This window comes from Peribacillus sp. QJM3NY_7 (assembly GCF_056173225.1).
In genome coordinates, this window is the sequence record NZ_CM149663.1 from 1,612,900 (window position 1) to 1,630,459 (window position 17,560).

Genomic DNA, 17,560 nt, shown 5'->3' on the forward strand with positions numbered 1-17,560 from the left:
AATGCAGAAACAAAAAAATATGAAGCATGGGGCAGCCGGATTATTCTTCTTATTCGGCCTGCTCTTTTTTGTTTTAGTCTGCCGCTTTTTGTATATTCAGGTGACGGGTACAGCAGGCGGGGAGGTACTGGCTTCGAAAATCGAAAAGAAATATGAAAAAAAACAGGTCATAGAAGCAAAAAGGGGAAGCATACTCGATACAAAAGGTGAAGTCATCGCCGAAGATACTTCCTCCTATATCTTAAGGGCAGTACTTAGTGAAAAGGAGCCGGAGCATGTCAAGGATCCGGAGAAGACCGCGAATGAGCTTGCTAAATATATCGACATGGATGAACAGGACATCTATGAAAGACTTACGAAAAAAAAGGCATACCAAGTGGAGTTTGGCAGTGCCGGCAAGGATTTGACTCAGGTCGTCAAGCAGAAAATAGAAAAATTGGAACTGCCGGGAATTACATTCGGAAGGACGAATAAACGTTTTTATCCGAATGGGATTTTCGCCTCCCATCTGATTGGCTATGTAGAAAAGGATGAGGAAACGGGAGAAATGGCTGGTAAGTTCGGCATCGAAAGGTACCTCAATAAAGAATTGCAGGAAACAGATGGGAAGCTGACATATGACAGTGACACATGGGGCTTCCTCTTACCGGATAAGAAGGAAAAGGTCATTGCTCCTGATAATGGCAATGATGTCATGCTTACGATCGACAAGAAAATACAAACATTCTTGGAAGACTCGATGAGCAAAGTGCAGGAAAAATATGATCCCGAACAAATCATAGCGATTGTCTCCAATCCCAAAACGGGGGAGATTGTGGCGATGGGGCAAAGACCCACCTTCCATCCGACAACGAAAGTCGGGCTAACGGATACATGGCGTAACCTGGCAATTGAAGAAACCTTCGAACCGGGTTCAACCATGAAAACATTCACCCTTGCCGCGGCTGTTGAGGAAGGGGTCTTTAATCCGAATGAAAGCTTTGTTGCAGGAACCTACAAAGCCGGATCGGGTAAAATCGGGGATCATAGCGGAATCGAAAGAGGAAAGAGCATGACCTTTCTGGAAGGGGTTCAACGTTCCTCGAACGTCGCTTTTGCCACACTTGCGATGGATAAAATAGGAGCCGATACGTTCCGTGAGTATTTGACTAAGTTCGGATTTGATGAAAAAACGGGAATTGACCTGCCAAACGAGATAACCGGTAAAATTCAATACAAGTATAAGCTTGAAAAAGTGACTACCTCCTTTGGACAGGGTTCGACCGTTACACCGATTCAACAAATCCAAGCTGCATCCGCAATAGCCAATGACGGAAAAATGATGCGGCCGTACGTGATAAAAAGCATTTCCGATCAGGATACCGGAAAAATTTTGAAAACGACCAAGCCGAAAGTGACAGGGCAACCGATTTCGGAAGAAACTGCAAAACAAGTACGTGATTATTTGGAAACGGTAATTTCCGCGAAAAAAGGAACAGGGAAAAAATATGCCATTGATGGATATCAAGTAGCGGGGAAAACCGGTACTGCACAAATTGCGGGTCCGACAGGTAGATATTTAGAAGGGAAAAATAACTATGTGTTCTCCTTTTTAGGAATGGCTCCAAAAGATGATCCGCAGTTGGTCATGTATGTGGCGGTCAAGCAGCCCAAGTTAGGTGTATCTTATGTTGGGGCTGATCCATTGTCAGAGATATTTAATCCTGTCATGCAAAATAGCCTGCAATATCTAAACATAAAACCTTCTGAAGTTAAAAAACAAAAAGCAAATAAAATCAAAGACTATACGAATCAAACCGAGAGTTCAGCTGTTACAGAACTGAAGGAACTTGGTTATGATGTAAGTATGATCGGAAGTGGACGTAAAGTGCTCGACCAATCCCCGAAAGCGGGGAGTGTACTCTTACAAGGTGAAAAGATAATCCTCAGGACGGAAGGCGAAATGAAAGTTCCTGACATGAAGGGATGGTCCTTGCGCGATGTCATGAAATTGGCTAAGGTTGCAAAACTGGATCTGAAAACCGAAGGTACTGGATACGTGAGTAAACAGAGTCTTAAGGCCGGGAAAAAGGTAAATGAAGGGGAAACCTTCAATATTGAATTATCCCAGCCTGATGGGGCTGGTGAAGATATACAGACAAAAGAGAAAACAGAGTGAAGATAAAGAGGGAATCCATTTGGATTCCCTCTTTGTTTCTTTCAAAGTTTCTAGTCTAGCATCGAGTAGACAAGCATATATTGAAGCATGTATGAAATGGAGGTGCCTGTTTTTGCGTGTTTCGAATGTTACTGTCCGAAAACGGCTGGCAATCGCATTGGCGATCGGTATCGTTGTTTTTTTTATCATTGATATCCGATTGGGAATTGTACAGTTTTATCTAGGGGATAAGTTGACGGGGCTGGCTAAAGATTCCTGGAGCAGGAATATTCCTTTTGAAGCCAAACGAGGAGAAATCCTGGATCGGAATGGTGTCGAGCTGGCAACGAATATATCTGCGCCAACAGTCTATGTCATCCCTAGACAGATTGAGAATCCTGGGGAGACGGCGGAACAGCTTGCTTCAATATTGGATATGACAAAGGAAAAGGCTTATCAATGGTTAACGAAACAGGCGATGAGCGTCAGAATTCCGGAAGGCAGAAAGATATCTCACGAAAAGGCGAAGGAAATTAAAGCATTAGGGATAAAGGGCGTATACATCGCTGAAGATTCAAAGCGCCATTACCCATTTGGTGAATACCTTTCACATGTTCTTGGCTTTACAGGCTCTGACAATCAAGGGTTGATGGGTATTGAATTGTCTTATGATAAGGAACTAAGCGGGGAAAAAGGATTCGTTAAATTTTACTCCGATGCGAAAGGGAAAAGGCTTGAGAATATGGCTGATGACTATAAGCCCCCTGTTGATGGTGATAATTTGAAGCTGACCATCGATAGCAAAATCCAGACAATAGTGGAGAGGGAGCTCGATAATGCGGAGGCGACATATGATCCTGATGGTATAATTGCCATTGCAATGGACCCGAACACTGGGGAAATATTGGCAATGTCCAGCAGGCCAACCTTCGACCCTGCCAATTTTCAAAATGTCCCCTCGGAAGTGTATAATCGTAATTTACCAGTTTGGAGTATATATGAACCAGGATCGACTTTTAAGATCATCACGCTTGCCGCGGCGCTTGAGGAAGGGAAGGTCGACTTACAAAAGGAACATTTTTATGATTCCGGACATGTGGAAGTGTCAGGATCAACGCTGCATTGCTGGAAAAGCGGAGGGCATGGGGATCAAACTTTTCTTGAAGTGGTCGAGAACTCATGTAACCCGGGTTTTGTAGAATTAGGGAACCGGCTTGGTAAAGACAAGCTGTTTAAATATATAAATGATTTCGGTTTTGGGCAAAAGACGGGAATTGATTTAACCGGAGAAGGAAAAGGAATCATGTTCAACATGGATAGAGTGGGTCCGGTAGAGCAGGCAACTACTGCGTTTGGACAAGGTGTAGCCGTAACGCCCATTCAGCAGGTGACAGCTGTATCGGCAGCCGTGAATGGCGGGACTTTGTATACACCATATATCGCGAAGGAACTCGTGAATCCAAAAAATGGGGAAGTGCTGATGAGAAAGACCCCTCAGGCGAAGAAAAAGGTGATTTCAGAAGCAACCTCGAAGAAAGTCCGGGAAGCGCTTGAATCCGTTGTCGCCCAAGGAAGCGGTAAAGGAGCATTCGTGGAGTCGTACCGCGTCGGCGGGAAAACGGGTACAGCCCAAAAAGCTGAAAATGGCAGATACCTTGAAAATAATTATATTCTCTCATTCATTGGTGTCGCTCCAGCGGATGATCCGCAAATCGTCGTTTATATAGCTGTGGATAATCCGAAAGGAACGGTACAATTCGGCGGGGTCGTTGCCGCACCGATCGTTGGGAATATCATGGAGGATTCACTTAGGGCCATGGGCGTCAAGCCAAGGAAAAACCAGATTGAGAAGGAGACGGTCTGGACGGATCCTGTCATGGTCGAGGTACCAGACGTCGTGGGTCTCAGCAAAAAAGAGTTGCAAACCCAGCTCATCGACCTTAAGCTTGATATTGCCGGAAATGGGGATAAAGTCATAAATCAAGCCCCAGATCCAGGTGTTAAAGTAAAACAAGGCTCTACAATAAGAATTTATCTTGGCGAAAATACAGAATAAGTATAATATAATATATGAATAGTTAAAGCGGCTGAAGATTCATCAGCCGCTTTGTTTACGGAGTCGGGATAACCCCGTATAATTGAAATTGGTTTCTCGACAAGCCAAGGCTAATCACATATAATGAATCCTCAAATTAAGTTGAGAGGGATGGAAAAATGAAGCTTCACAAATTACTATCTTATTTACACTCCTTATTTACGTATGAAGGAGAAAATCCTGAAATCACCTCCATTGAAAATGATAACCGTAAAGTCATAGACGGAAGTTTATTTGTTTGTATAAAAGGTTATACAGTCGATGGTCATGATTTTGCCCAACTTGCTGTAGAGCATGGAGCTGCAGCAGTCATTGCCGAAAGGCCGCTTGACCTCGATGTTCCCGTGATCGTAGTCAGGGATTCGAGCAGGGCGATGGCGGTTCTTGCCGATGCATTTTATGGCCATCCGACTCAAAAGATGCGCTTGATCGGAATTACAGGAACGAATGGAAAGACGACGACCAGTCACTTATTGGAAAAGATTTTCGAGGATCGACATGAAAAAACAGGCTTGATTGGCACGATGTATACAAAAATCGCCGATACGGTATATGAAACCAAGAATACGACGCCAGATAGCGTTACACTGCAGAAGGCTTTTCATGAAATGGCCGAAGCATCCGTCTCCACGGCCATTATGGAGGTTTCATCGCATGCACTTGAGCTTGGGCGCGTCCATGGCTGTGATTATGATATTGCCGTCTTTACGAATCTCACACAGGATCATTTGGATTTTCATAAAACCATGGACAGATACAGGCAGGCAAAATCCTTATTTTTCTCACAGCTTGGCAATGCTTACATAGAAAATCGCCCTAAATATGCTGTGCTTAATGCTGATGATGAGGCAACTGCCGATTTCATTAAGGCGACTGCCGCTACAGTCGTTACATACGGCATAGACAATGAAGCGGATATCATGGCCAAAGATATAAAAATTGATGCAAATGGCACATCGTTCACCTTGACAGCAGGTAAAGAAGAGCGATACATTCAGCTGAAGCTAATTGGTAAATTCAGTGTTTATAATGTACTCTCTGCCATCTCTGCTGCTTTGTGCGCCGGTAACGATCTGGATGAGACAATTAGATCCATCGAGGATATAAAAGGTGTTGCAGGCCGTTTTGAGCTCATTTCAGCGAATCAGGACTTCCCGGTCATTGTTGACTATGCCCATACTCCGGACAGTTTGGAAAATGTTCTGAAGACTGTTGGTGAGTTTGCTAGAAAGAAAATTTACGTGATAGTGGGCTGCGGCGGGGACCGAGACAAGACAAAGCGTCCAATCATGGCGCAAATTGCATGCAGCTTGGCGACTGACCCGATCTTCACTTCGGATAATCCACGCAGTGAAAATGCTGCCCAGATCCTCCGGGATATGGAAGCTGGTGTAGCAGGCAAAGAATATACGGTTATTGAAGACCGCAGGCAGGCGATAGCTTACGCAGTTTCCAAGGCGGAAGAGGGCGACGTTATATTAATTGCTGGAAAAGGTCATGAAACCTATCAATTGGTCGGTGACGAAGTGCTTCACTTCGATGACCGTGAGGAAGCGGAAAAGGCAATTCAAAGTCGTTTGGGTTCAGTTTGAACCAATGCTGAAATTGCCCTGCAACAAAATAGGAAAAGACATCAAGCAGAATTTAATATTTGAATTGTGTTAGGAATGAGGGAATAAGGAATGTTGGAACAAGTGATTTTTTATACGATTTTGGTGGCGTTTTTAGTAACCGTTCTTCTTTCGCCGATTTTCATCCCGTTTTTAAGAAGATTGAAATTCGGGCAAAGTATTAGGGAAGAAGGCCCGCAATCGCATTTGAAAAAAACGGGAACACCCACCATGGGCGGTTTGGTCATATTATTATCTGTTACCATCGCTACACTAGTCATGACTTTGAAATTTTCGGCACCTTCAACCGAAACGTATTTATTATTATTCGTTACTTTAGGTTTTGGTTTATTAGGTTTCCTTGATGATTTCATCAAAGTGGTCATGAAGCGTAACCTGGGACTGACTTCCAAGCAAAAACTGCTTGGACAAATTGTGATTTCGGTCATCTTTTACTTCGTCTTCAAGCAGACAGACCGTTTTAATCCTGAATTGACGATTCCAGGCACTGACTTTTCTTTTGATTTTGGCTGGTTTTATCTGTTCATCGTTATATTCTGGCTGGTAGGCTTTTCGAATGCCGTCAATTTGACGGATGGGCTTGATGGACTTGTCTCAGGGACATCAGCCATTGCCTTTGGTGCTTTTGCCATTTTGGCCTGGAGTCAGTCACAATATGATGTCTCCATTTTTTCGGTGGCGGTTGTCGGTGCAGTACTCGGATTTTTGGTATTCAATGCACACCCGGCAAAGGTCTTCATGGGGGATACGGGCTCCTTGGCCCTTGGGGGAGCGATCGCAACCATCGCCTTGTTAACGAAGCTTGAAATCCTCCTGGTAATCATTGGCGGAGTCTTCGTCATTGAAACGCTCTCGGTCATCCTTCAGGTAGGATCTTTTAAAACGACTGGTAAACGTATATTTAAAATGAGTCCGCTTCACCACCATTATGAGCTTTCCGGCTGGTCGGAATGGCGTGTCGTCGTCACTTTCTGGACAGTGGGGCTGCTGTGTGCGGTACTCGGAATCTATTTAGAGGTGTGGATATAATTGAAAGAGACTGCAAAGTATTCAGAGAAAAAGATATTAGTATTGGGTTTGGCAAAAAGCGGAGTGATGGCGGCTTCGCTTCTACATAAATTAGGTGCTTTCGTGACGGTTAATGACATGAAGCCATTATCGGAAAATCCTGAGGCTCAAGGACTTCTTGAACAGGGAATCAAAGTCATCTGCGGCAGTCATCCAATCGAGCTTCTGGATGAGGGGTTCGAGCTGATCGTGAAAAATCCGGGAATCCCCTATCGGAACCCTATCGTAAAAGGGGCATTGGAAAAAGGGATTCCTGTTATCACGGAAGTTGAACTGGCCTACCAGATAAGTGAAGCACCTTTCATAGGAATCACTGGTACAAATGGGAAAACGACCACGACAACATTGATATACGAAATGTTGAAGTCCGGTGAAAAATCCCCGCTGATTGCCGGTAATATCGGGACAGTGGCATCTGGTGTTGCTGAACATGCAAAACCAGATGACTCGATCGTCATAGAATTATCATCGTTTCAGTTAATGGGAATAGACGAATTTCGTCCTGAAATCTCAATCGTGACAAATTTGTATGATGCACATTTGGATTATCACAGTTCCAAACAGGAATATGTCGAAGCAAAAGCTGCCATCACGAAAAATCAAATAGCATCAGATTTCATGATTTATAATGCAGATCAAGATCTTGTTTTATCCATGGCGAAAGAGACCAAGGCTCAACTTGTACCTTTTTCAGCTGAAGTGAAACATGAGAATGGAGCCTATGTGGAAGATGGTGCCGCCTGTTTCCGAGGGGAAAAAATCATTGAAGTTTCAGAGATAGCCCTTCCCGGGAAGCATAATTTGGAAAATGTACTAGCCGCCATCTCAGCGGCCAAGCTTAAGGGTGTAGCTAATGAAGCCATTCAGACTGTATTGAAAACATTTTATGGTGTGGAGCACCGTCTGCAGTTCGTGGCAACGATCGATAACCGTAAATTTTATAATGATTCGAAAGCGACGAACATTCTTGCAGCATCCAAAGCGTTAACATCCTTTACGGAACCGGTCATCTTATTGGCAGGCGGTCTGGATCGCGGAAATGAATTTGATGAGTTGAAACCGGCGATGAAAAATGTCAAAGCCGTGATAACTTTTGGCGAAACGGCGGAAAAAATTGAACGGGTAGCCAAAGAAATAGGAATAGCGAATATAAAACGTGTCGATAATGTAGAAAAGGCCGTACCGGCTGCATTTGAATTATCAAATGAAGGCGATTGTATTCTTCTCTCCCCGGCTTGTGCAAGCTGGGATCAATATAAAACTTTTGAGCAAAGAGGAGACATGTTTATGGAGGCCGTGCATAAACTTAAGTAAGAGCTTTCGCAGAGAGAAGTGAACCTGCTTCTACGTTGACACCATGAAAAAAAGCGATAATGAGCCGTTATCGCTTTTTTTTTGACTAAAGTGCTGACAAGCAATCAGCACTGATGTTTATATTCGTAGGCTAAAAACTTCCTAGAGGTGGATGTCCGTGCCATTAAAAAAATCGAATCCTGATCTCATTCTCATTATCGTCACCTTAAGTCTTTTGACTGTTGGGTTAATCATGGTTTACAGCGCGAGTGCCATTTGGGCAACATATAAATTTGATGATTCGTTTTATTTTGCTAAAAGGCAGTTGCTTTTTGCCTGCGTCGGTGTCATAGCCATGTTTTTCATCATGAATGTGGATTACTGGACGTGGCGGACATGGGCCAAAATCCTTATCATCATTTGTTTCATTATGTTACTGGCTGTGCTTGTACCAGGTATAGGGATGGCGAGAAATGGTTCGAGGAGCTGGATTGGTGTAGGTGCTTTTTCGGTCCAACCCTCTGAGTTCATGAAGCTGGCGATGATCGCTTTTTTAGCTAAGTTTTTATCAGAACGGCAAAAGCTGATCACCTCCTTTAAAAAAGGGATGCTTCCATCCTTGGGTTTAGTGTTTTTGGCATTTGGTTTGATCATGTTACAGCCAGACCTTGGAACGGGAACGGTAATGGTTGGAACGTGCATTGTCATGATTTTTATTTCCGGGGCAAGAATCAGTCATTTTGTCGGCTTGGGGCTAATTGGGGTAGCAGGTTTTATCGGTCTGATTTTGTCAGCGCCCTACCGGATAAAAAGGATCACGTCTTTTCTGGATCCATGGGAAGACCCTTTGGGCAGTGGATTTCAGATGATTCAATCGTTTTATGCAATCGGGCCAGGGGGGTTGTTCGGATTGGGACTCGGGCAAAGCCGCCAAAAGTTTTTCTATTTACCCGAACCGCAGACTGATTTCATTTTTGCCATACTCTCCGAGGAACTTGGCTTCATCGGGGGCTCTCTTGTCATTTTATTATTTGCGCTAATGCTTTGGCGGGGCATTCGGATCGCACTTGGTGCCCCTGATTTATACGGGAGCCTTGTAGCGGTAGGAATCATTGCAATGGTCGCCATTCAAGTGATGATCAATATAGGGGTGGTAACGGGACTTATGCCGGTTACGGGTATCACCTTGCCCCTCTTAAGTTATGGCGGTTCATCGCTGACGCTCATGTTGATGGCGATTGGGGTGCTCCTGAATATTAGCCGATATTCGAGGTTCTGAAATAAGAAAAAAATGTGGTTTGGCAAAAGGGAAGTCCTGTTGAACGCAGGGATTCCCTTTTTTACGTTGAAAACCCTTCCAGGAAAAACGATTTTTTTGGGGGGCTTGCCGAAAATTAGAAATAAATGAAATGCCGCTTAAATATTACCATGTATGAATGTTGGGGAATCCACAATAAATATTGGCAATACGTCTTTGTTTAGACTATAGTATAAGAGGGTTAGGCCGTACTGGGGCTTGCTTCTGTTCATTTTTCTGCTAAAAAGGCGTTATTAATCTTGTAATATAAGTGACCTCATGGAAGAGGAAATGAAAATTATAACTTGGAATTTTGGAACAACAAGGAGGTTTATCATGGATAATGTGATAAAGCAATTAACTGAAATGAAGATCGGCAAAGTTCTTGAACAGGAACCGCTTGCCAATCATACAACTATGAAAATTGGGGGGCCGGCTGATTTATTCATCGTGCCGTCATCCATTGAAAATATAGAAAAAACGATGCAGGTCATCAAAGAAAATGGGATGCCGTGGAGGGTGATCGGCAGGGGCTCGAACCTGCTGGTCAGTGATGGCGGAATTGAAGGTGCCGTGCTTAAATTGGGCAGAGGACTTGATCATCTCGAGATAAATGGGACGGAGATCAAAGCAGGAGCTGGGGTATCACTTGTCAGCCTCTCCGTACAAATCAGTAAAAAAGGATATGCAGGATTGGAATTTGCCAGTGGGATTCCTGGTTCCGTCGGCGGAGCGGTCTATATGAACGCTGGTGCACATGGTTCCGATATGAGTGAAATACTCAAGCAGGCACATGTTCTTTTTGAAGATGGAACTCTGGCTTGGCTTTCGAAAGAGGAAATGGAGTTTTCTTATCGAACTTCTCTGCTTCAGAAGAAAAGACCCGGTATCGTACTGGAAGCAATTTTTCAATTGACAGAGGGGGATAAAACCGAAATCGTTGAAAGAATGCAAAATAACAAGAATTATCGTAAAGATACCCAGCCATATAATCTTCCATGTGCCGGGAGCATATTTAGGAATCCACTTCCACACCATGCTGGTAAATTGGTCGAGAATGCAGGCCTGAAGGGACATTCTATTGGCGGAGCCCAGATTTCACCGATGCACGGGAACTTCATCGTTAACACAGGTAATGGAAGTGCAGCGGATGTTCAAGCTTTGATACAGCATGTGAAGGATACTGTATATGATAAATTTGAAGTTGAAATGGAAACAGAAGTGGAAATTATCGGAAGAAAATAACGGGATTCATTATATCCAAATATTGTGATATAATGTGTTACCTTTAAAGTTTGTTAAGAACATAATATTGAGTTTGTCTTGATTTCGCACTGTCAAGAACCATCCATTTTTTCAGGAAGAGGTGAAGGGGATGGAAAAGGGAAAAATCGTTTCCATTGAGGACCGCATCCCGAAATTAAAACAATTAAGAAAAAGCAAAGCAAACAGGCGACTTGTTCTTTTGCTGTCCCTTTTCTTCATTCTTGTTGCTTGTGTGCTATATTTCCTATCCCCGTTGAGCTATGTGAAATCCGTGCAGGTAGAGGGGAATCGTTATATTACTTCCAAACAGATCATTAAATTGAGTAAGGTGAAGAAGGATCGAAGCATCTGGAAGGTTGATACAGGGACAGCGGCAGCCAATATCAAAAAAAATCAAGAAATAAAAAGCGTTAAGGTGACACCGGTATTTCCTAATTCCATTAAAATTACGGTTTCGGAACATAACAGGATGGCATATCTGTCCAATAATGGGAAGTTTGCACCCATTTTGGAAAACGGGTCCGTTTTAGAGGAGTTAGCAACAGGAGAAATTCCAGTATTTGCCCCTGTTTTAATTGGTTTCAAAGAGGGTAAAGCATTAAAGTTGCTTTTAGAAGAGCTGGACAAGCTTCCTGTCGAGATTCAGAATGCCATTTCGGAAATTCATTACGCTCCTACAAAAACCGATGAATACCATATCGTCATGTTCATGAACGATGGGTTTGAAGTAAGTGCGACAAGCCGGACTTTATACGAGAAAATGATTCACTATCCATCGATAGTCAGCCAGCTGGATCCAAATGTAAAGGGAGTCATCGATCTGGAAGTGGGTTCTTATTTTAAAGCATATGAAGACGCTGAACAAAAGGAAGACACCAATGAGGAAAATTAATGGCAACCGGGTGGTTTTACCCCTGGTTTGCGTGGTTCTCGGATTCATGATTGCCTTCTCTTACAATCTGACCAAAGAAGGTGAAGGTGCAGGGAAGGACAAAGCCTGGGACCAGGAATATGAGCTCAGGCAGCAGCTGATCGAACAAGAGAAGCAGAACCGGGAACTTCAGAAGGAACTCCTCCAGAAGCAAGAAAATGTATCCCAAATAGAAAAAGACCTAGCTCAGGAAAAGCAGCTTTTTTTCAATTTGGCAAAGGAAACGGAAAAATACCGAATGTTTCTCGGAAAAGTGAAAGTGAAAGGCTCAGGCCTTCAGGTGACGCTTGAAGATGGTACAGATATGGAATCAGAAGCCAATGTTAATAATTACCTCGTCCATGAACAGCATGTCTTCAAGGTCGTCAATGAATTATACATATCAGGTGCAGAGGCTGTTGCGATTAACGGCCAAAGGTTAAATCATGATTCATACATAATCTGTAATGGGCCTGTTATTACAATCGATGGCCATCAGCATCCTGCTCCCTTCATCATATCTGCGATAGGGGACCCGGAAGTCCTGGGTGCTTCACTGGATTTACCGGGTGGCATCAAGGAACAGCTGGTTAATGAGAATATTATCTTTACAGTGGAAAAGCAAAAGAATATCATTTTTGATCCAATTATTGGAGGGTGATCGTGACCGCCGGATTCGATGAAAGATTGGTGAGAAACTGGAATGAAAAAAAAGCTTTCTTTTAGTTTGGTAACGTTGATTGCTGGCTTCATGCTCGCTATTCAATTCAATTTGGTGAATCAGCCTGTCGTATCCGATACAAGGGATATGTGGGAACTGAAAAATGATTTATTGAAAGAACAGCAGACCCAGGCGGAATTAATAGAGGGTATCAGTAAGCTTGAGGGAAAAATAGCATCTTATGAAACAAAGAAAAATGAGAGTAAAGAAGAAGTCTTGCGTGACACCCTGACCGAATTGAAGACTGACGCAGGTTTGACCGAAATAAGAGGTAATGGGGTAGTCGTATCTATACAGCCTATCAAAGCCGATATCCTTCTTGGTGAGAAGGTCGAGTATATTTCACCAGTATTGATCATTCGGCTCATTAATGAAATGTATAGGTATGGCGCTGACGAAATTTCCATTTCAGGACAAAGGTATATATCAACATCGGTTATTCGTGATATTAATGGGCAGCCGAAAATGGACGGATACCCTCTGGTTCATTACCCGGTCGAAATGCAGGCAATAACCGTGAATCCAAAGAGACTGAAGCAGCGCATTGAAGGTTCCGAACTTATGGATGATTTCTTTATAGACAATTTTGAAGTGCAGATTAAGGTGCCTTCCGGCGAGTTGACATTGCCGGCTTACCAAAATGCTATTAACGTGGAACATATGGAGCCCATTATGGATGGGGGGGAATCGTGATGTGGCTTTCAGTTTTTGGTCTGTTGATTGGAATCACCCTTGGTTTTTTGGTGGATTTTGATATTCCCCATGAATATTCAAATTATCTCTCCATAGCCGTGCTTGCTGCTTTTGATACATTATTTGGGGGGATACGGGCTCATTTGCAAAATCTTTATGATGAAGTTGTATTTGTAACAGGATTCTTCTTTAATATTATTTTAGCAGCAGGTTTGGCTTTTCTAGGTGTACATCTTGGTGTAGACTTATATTTAGCCGCAATCTTTGTATTCGGTGTCAGGCTCTTTCAAAATATTGCCCTGATTAGAAGGATCCTGATTGAAAAATGGTCCATTTCCCGGAAAAAGCAGAAAAAAAATCTATAATTTTAAAGGGAATTAAGTTATAAATGACGAATAGTTTATGGCAGTATCTAGTTTTTTTAGTAAATCAGTCTCGTAGAGAAGCGAACAATATGCACCATAAAGTACGAGTTTTGTTCGGGAAATACAAAATGAAACGCTTATCTATGTAATTCGTCAGTTGTTGTAAACAGTTCTGTTATTCTATAATGTATAAGTCTTCGATATAAAAATGTTATTCTACTAATACATGTATAAACTGAAGGAGGTGCCATGGAATGAACAGCAACGAAATATACGTAAGTCTTGACATCGGTACATCCAGTGTAAAAGTTATCATTGGGGAAATGGTCAATGACACATTAAATATAATCGGTGTAGGAAATGTTAAATCAGAAGGGCTCAAAAAGGGTTCGATCGTCGGTATAGATGAAACCGTCCAATCCATTCAAAAGGCTATAGAGCAAGCAGAACGGATGATAGGGATGGAGATAACAAAGGTAATCGTCGGCATAAGTGGAAATCATGTGACGCTTCAGCCGTGTCATGGGGTAGTAGCGGTATCCAGTGACAATAAAGAGATTACCGAGCATGACGTTTTCCGTGTCAGGGAAGCAGCTGAGTTAATAACGATACCATCCGACAGGGAAATCATCGACGTGGTGCCGATTCACTACAAAGTTGATGAACTTGATGAAATCAGTGATCCACGGGGCATGATAGGTGTCCGGTTGGAAATGAGAGGGATTTTAATCACAGGTCTTCGGACAATTTTACATAATACGCTGCGCTGCGTGGAAAGGGCAGGATTGGAAATAACCGATATCGCCCTTCAGCCTTTAGCCGCAGGTTCCCTTGTTTTATCCAAGGATGAAAAAGAACTTGGTGTGGCACTTGTCGATATTGGCGGAGGTTCCACGACCCTGGCAATTTTCGAACAAGGCTATTTACAATATACGTCTGTGATACCTATAGGCGGGGAAACGCTTACGAAGGACCTTTCCATCGTTCTAAGGACGACTATGGAAGAAGCTGAGAAAATAAAAGTAAAGCATGGACATGCCTATTATGATGACGCGTCTGAAGATGAAGTATTCCAAATACCGATCATCGGCAGCGATCAGCAACAGACCTGCAACCAGTTAATGCTTTCGGATATCATTGAAGCGCGGGTGACCGAAATATTCGAGTTGATTCAAGATGATTTGAAGAGACTTGGCTTCCAGGATATACCGGGTGGTTTCGTGTTGACCGGGGGCGTCGTCAAGATGCCGGGTGTCCTGGAGCTAGCTCAATATGTGTTCCAAAACCGAGTAAGGACAGCTGAACCCAATTACATCGGTGTTAGGGAACCCCAATACACCACGGCTGTTGGTTTGATTAAACACGCATGCAAGAAAGAGAGAATGCAAAAAAACACCGCTAATAAAACTCCTGTAGCAGCTGGACAAGCTCAAGAAGATAACGACCAGCGCAGCCAGAAGGTTTCTCAGAAAAATAAAGAGAACATGGCTAAAAAACAAGGTGAAAAAGGTGAATCTAAATTCAAAAAAATCCTGGGTTACTTTTTTGAATAACAATCATTAAGAATCGGGAATTTCGTCAAAATAGGAGGATTGTCATGTTGGAGTTTGATTCTAATCTAGAACAATTAGCAACGATAAAAGTAATAGGTGTTGGCGGCGGCGGAAACAATGCGGTAAACAGAATGATCGAGCATGGTGTACAGGGTGTTGAGTTTATATCTGTCAATACTGACGCACAGGCTCTTAATCTATCAAAAGCAGAAATCAAAATGCAAATCGGTGGGAAGCTTACACGCGGTTTGGGTGCAGGTGCCAATCCAGAGGTAGGAAAAAAAGCTGCTGAAGAAAGCAAAGAGCAGATTGAAGAAGCGCTTAAAGGTGCCGATATGGTATTCGTAACGGCTGGAATGGGCGGCGGTACGGGAACGGGGGCAGCTCCTGTCATAGCGGGCATTGCTAAAGATCTAGGGGCCCTTACAGTGGGTGTAGTTACCCGTCCATTTACTTTCGAAGGCCGAAAACGTGCAACACAGGCACAAGGCGGCATTTCATCCATGAAGGAATCGGTTGACACACTGATCGTCATTCCGAACGACCGCCTCCTTGAAATCGTCGATAAAAGCACGCCAATGCTTGAAGCATTCCGTGAAGCGGATAATGTACTTCGCCAGGGTGTACAAGGGATTTCAGATTTAATTGCTGTTCCAGGTCTTATTAACTTGGACTTTGCCGATGTGAAGACGATCATGTCCAACAAAGGTTCCGCTCTTATGGGAATCGGGATTTCCTCCGGGGAAAACCGTGCAGCGGAAGCGGCGAAAAAAGCCATTTCCAGTCCGTTGCTTGAAACATCGATTGATGGCGCCCAAGGTGTACTGATGAATATTACCGGCGGTACGAACCTAAGTCTTTTTGAAGTCCAGGAAGCGGCCGATATCGTGGCTACAGCATCCGATCAAGACGTCAACATGATTTTTGGTTCTGTTATCAATGAAAACCTTAAAGATGAAATCGTCGTTACGGTAATTGCTACAGGCTTTAACGAGGTTGAAGCTTCAATTCGGCCTAGTGGACGTCCAACACTCGGACAGCAGCAGCAATCAAGACCTCAGACACAACAAACGCCACAGTCTAACGTGAAGCGTGAAGTGAAGAGGGAAGAAGTCAATGAACAGCCTGCACGTAATGCCAATCAAGGCGATGAGGCTTTGGATATTCCAACCTTCCTCCGTAACCGTAATAGACGCCGTTAATAACAACGTCATAGCCGTTCCCATTTGGGGACGGTTTTTTGTCGTTAATAAAATGCATCCCTAGACGGAATTGTGCTGGATGTTGCCTGGGCAGAAAGGAGCTTCCATCTTTTGCTCACTTCCATTCATTAATGTAAAAAGATGAGAGAGAAATTATTAAACTTTTATAACATAAATCGACAGAAGTAAAAGGGAGCAGGATAGTCTCTAAGACAGTATTGAAAATATCAATAGCTGATTTTCTACAAAAAGGGTAAAAATGACTGAAAAACTCTTAAGTTTTCAGTACAAAAAGTGACACACTTTCTTAGGGCAGGTACGCTATACTTTTTGCTAGTGGAAGGTTAGTTCATATAAGGAGGGGAGGGTGTTTGACTTTATATTTAGATGTGATCTGGTTATTGAATTGGTTATTTGACTGCCTCCTTTTATATTGGACCGCAATCATTCTCAAACGAAGGGTAGCTCTTTGGCGGGTGTGCATCGGCGGACTGATTGGTTCCTTCATTATCGTATTGGCATTCACTCCTTTTTATGCAATTGCCGACCGGGTATACATGAAGATTTTAGTATCCATGGTCATGGTGCTGGCAACCTTTGGGTTTAATAGGCTAAAACTTTTCGTGAAATCGGTGGCCACTTTATATTTTGTGACATTTTTATCGGGAGGAATCCTTCTGGGACTTCACTACCTATTTGAATTCCAAATCGTGTCCAAGGACCCTGGTCAATATGCCGGAATCAATCGTTTTGGCGACCCTGTCAGCTGGATATTCGTCATGATCGGGTTCCCGCTCGCATGGCAATTTTCCAAGCGAACATTAGAAGGGATGGAAATGACCAAGCTTACACATGAACAGATGGTTTCGGTCTCGGTTAAAATTTCTGACTTTGAAGGAACGTTTCATGGATTGGTGGATAGCGGCAATCAACTATATGACCCGATTACACGTTCCCCAGTAATGATCATTTCTCTTTCAGGCGCGGAAACGGGAATTCCGAATGATATGCTAGAGCTCTTTAAAAACCCCGATACCCTGATTAGTCAGGAAGTGCAGCCCGAATATTCATGGACAGGAAGAATGCGTGTCATCCCTTATAAAGTCGTAGGTCATGAACATCAGCTGTTAACCGCAATCAAACCCGATTATATTAAAATCGTTCAAGGAGAAAAAGAATTTCATGTCAAGCAGGGTCTCATTTCGTTTACCTTTCAACAACTCTCTCCCGACAATAGCTATCAATCTATCGTTCACCCGAAGATGTTAACCGGCATACCGGTGCAAACTGCCTCCTGAACCATCGATTCACTCTTGAATTTGACCCATA

Annotated in this window: 14 protein-coding genes; all 14 read left to right on the forward strand. The window is 43.2% G+C overall.

Features of this window, described 5'->3' with window-relative positions; all coding sequences use genetic code 11:
- Position 1 precedes the first annotated feature (1 nt).
- The 14 genes from AC0VX1_RS07880 to spoIIGA all read left to right on the forward strand — a co-directional run bounded on the left by AC0VX1_RS07880 (position 2) and on the right by spoIIGA (position 17,529).
- Positions 2-2,158 (forward strand): penicillin-binding protein, encoded by a 2,157-nt coding sequence (locus tag AC0VX1_RS07880; RefSeq protein WP_475470658.1) that lies wholly within the window; start codon positions 2-4, stop codon positions 2,156-2,158.
- 112 nt (positions 2,159-2,270) lie between these two features.
- Positions 2,271-4,193, forward strand: a complete 1,923-nt coding sequence (locus tag AC0VX1_RS07885) for a stage V sporulation protein D (protein ID WP_034313905.1) — start codon at positions 2,271-2,273, stop codon at positions 4,191-4,193.
- A 158-nt stretch (positions 4,194-4,351) separates the two neighbouring features.
- Positions 4,352-5,824: a UDP-N-acetylmuramoyl-L-alanyl-D-glutamate--2,6-diaminopimelate ligase gene (locus AC0VX1_RS07890; RefSeq protein WP_413021512.1), complete on the forward strand. Its 1,473-nt coding sequence runs from the start codon at positions 4,352-4,354 to the stop codon at positions 5,822-5,824.
- Between the two features lie 90 nt (positions 5,825-5,914).
- Positions 5,915-6,892: a phospho-N-acetylmuramoyl-pentapeptide-transferase gene (gene mraY / locus AC0VX1_RS07895; protein WP_475470661.1), complete on the forward strand. Its 978-nt coding sequence runs from the start codon at positions 5,915-5,917 to the stop codon at positions 6,890-6,892.
- A complete protein-coding gene (gene murD / locus AC0VX1_RS07900) occupies positions 6,893-8,245 on the forward strand; it encodes a UDP-N-acetylmuramoyl-L-alanine--D-glutamate ligase (RefSeq protein ID WP_063576913.1) in 1,353 nt (450 codons plus the stop codon).
- A 151-nt stretch (positions 8,246-8,396) separates the two neighbouring features.
- Entirely contained in the window at positions 8,397-9,503 is a 1,107-nt protein-coding gene (spoVE, locus tag AC0VX1_RS07905; protein ID WP_034313896.1) for a stage V sporulation protein E, read from the forward strand.
- 354 nt (positions 9,504-9,857) lie between these two features.
- The gene (gene murB / locus AC0VX1_RS07910; RefSeq protein WP_063576912.1) at positions 9,858-10,766 is read left to right on the forward strand and encodes a UDP-N-acetylmuramate dehydrogenase; all 909 of its coding nucleotides are present in this window, start codon (positions 9,858-9,860) and stop codon (positions 10,764-10,766) included.
- A 130-nt stretch (positions 10,767-10,896) separates the two neighbouring features.
- Positions 10,897-11,679: a cell division protein FtsQ/DivIB gene (locus tag AC0VX1_RS07915; RefSeq protein WP_034313893.1), complete on the forward strand. Its 783-nt coding sequence runs from the start codon at positions 10,897-10,899 to the stop codon at positions 11,677-11,679.
- Positions 11,666-12,358, forward strand: a complete 693-nt coding sequence (locus AC0VX1_RS07920) for a DUF881 domain-containing protein (RefSeq protein ID WP_057278443.1) — start codon at positions 11,666-11,668, stop codon at positions 12,356-12,358. Before AC0VX1_RS07915 ends, AC0VX1_RS07920 begins: the two co-directional genes overlap by 14 nt.
- Positions 12,359-12,400: 42 nt before the next feature.
- On the forward strand, positions 12,401-13,111 hold the full coding sequence (locus AC0VX1_RS07925) for a DUF881 domain-containing protein (protein ID WP_475470664.1): 711 nt from the start codon (positions 12,401-12,403) through the stop codon (positions 13,109-13,111).
- A complete protein-coding gene (locus AC0VX1_RS07930) occupies positions 13,111-13,476 on the forward strand; it encodes a small basic family protein (protein WP_034313884.1) in 366 nt (121 codons plus the stop codon). The genes AC0VX1_RS07925 and AC0VX1_RS07930 overlap by 1 nt, the downstream gene beginning before the upstream one ends.
- Before the next feature lie 254 nt (positions 13,477-13,730).
- The gene (gene ftsA, locus AC0VX1_RS07935; protein WP_413008722.1) at positions 13,731-15,029 is read left to right on the forward strand and encodes a cell division protein FtsA; all 1,299 of its coding nucleotides are present in this window, start codon (positions 13,731-13,733) and stop codon (positions 15,027-15,029) included.
- Between the two features lie 44 nt (positions 15,030-15,073).
- A complete protein-coding gene (ftsZ, locus tag AC0VX1_RS07940) occupies positions 15,074-16,231 on the forward strand; it encodes a cell division protein FtsZ (RefSeq protein ID WP_413008724.1) in 1,158 nt (385 codons plus the stop codon).
- 371 nt (positions 16,232-16,602) lie between these two features.
- On the forward strand, positions 16,603-17,529 hold the full coding sequence (gene spoIIGA, locus AC0VX1_RS07945) for a sigma-E processing peptidase SpoIIGA (protein ID WP_034313877.1): 927 nt from the start codon (positions 16,603-16,605) through the stop codon (positions 17,527-17,529).
- The last annotated feature ends 31 nt before the right edge of the window (positions 17,530-17,560 follow it).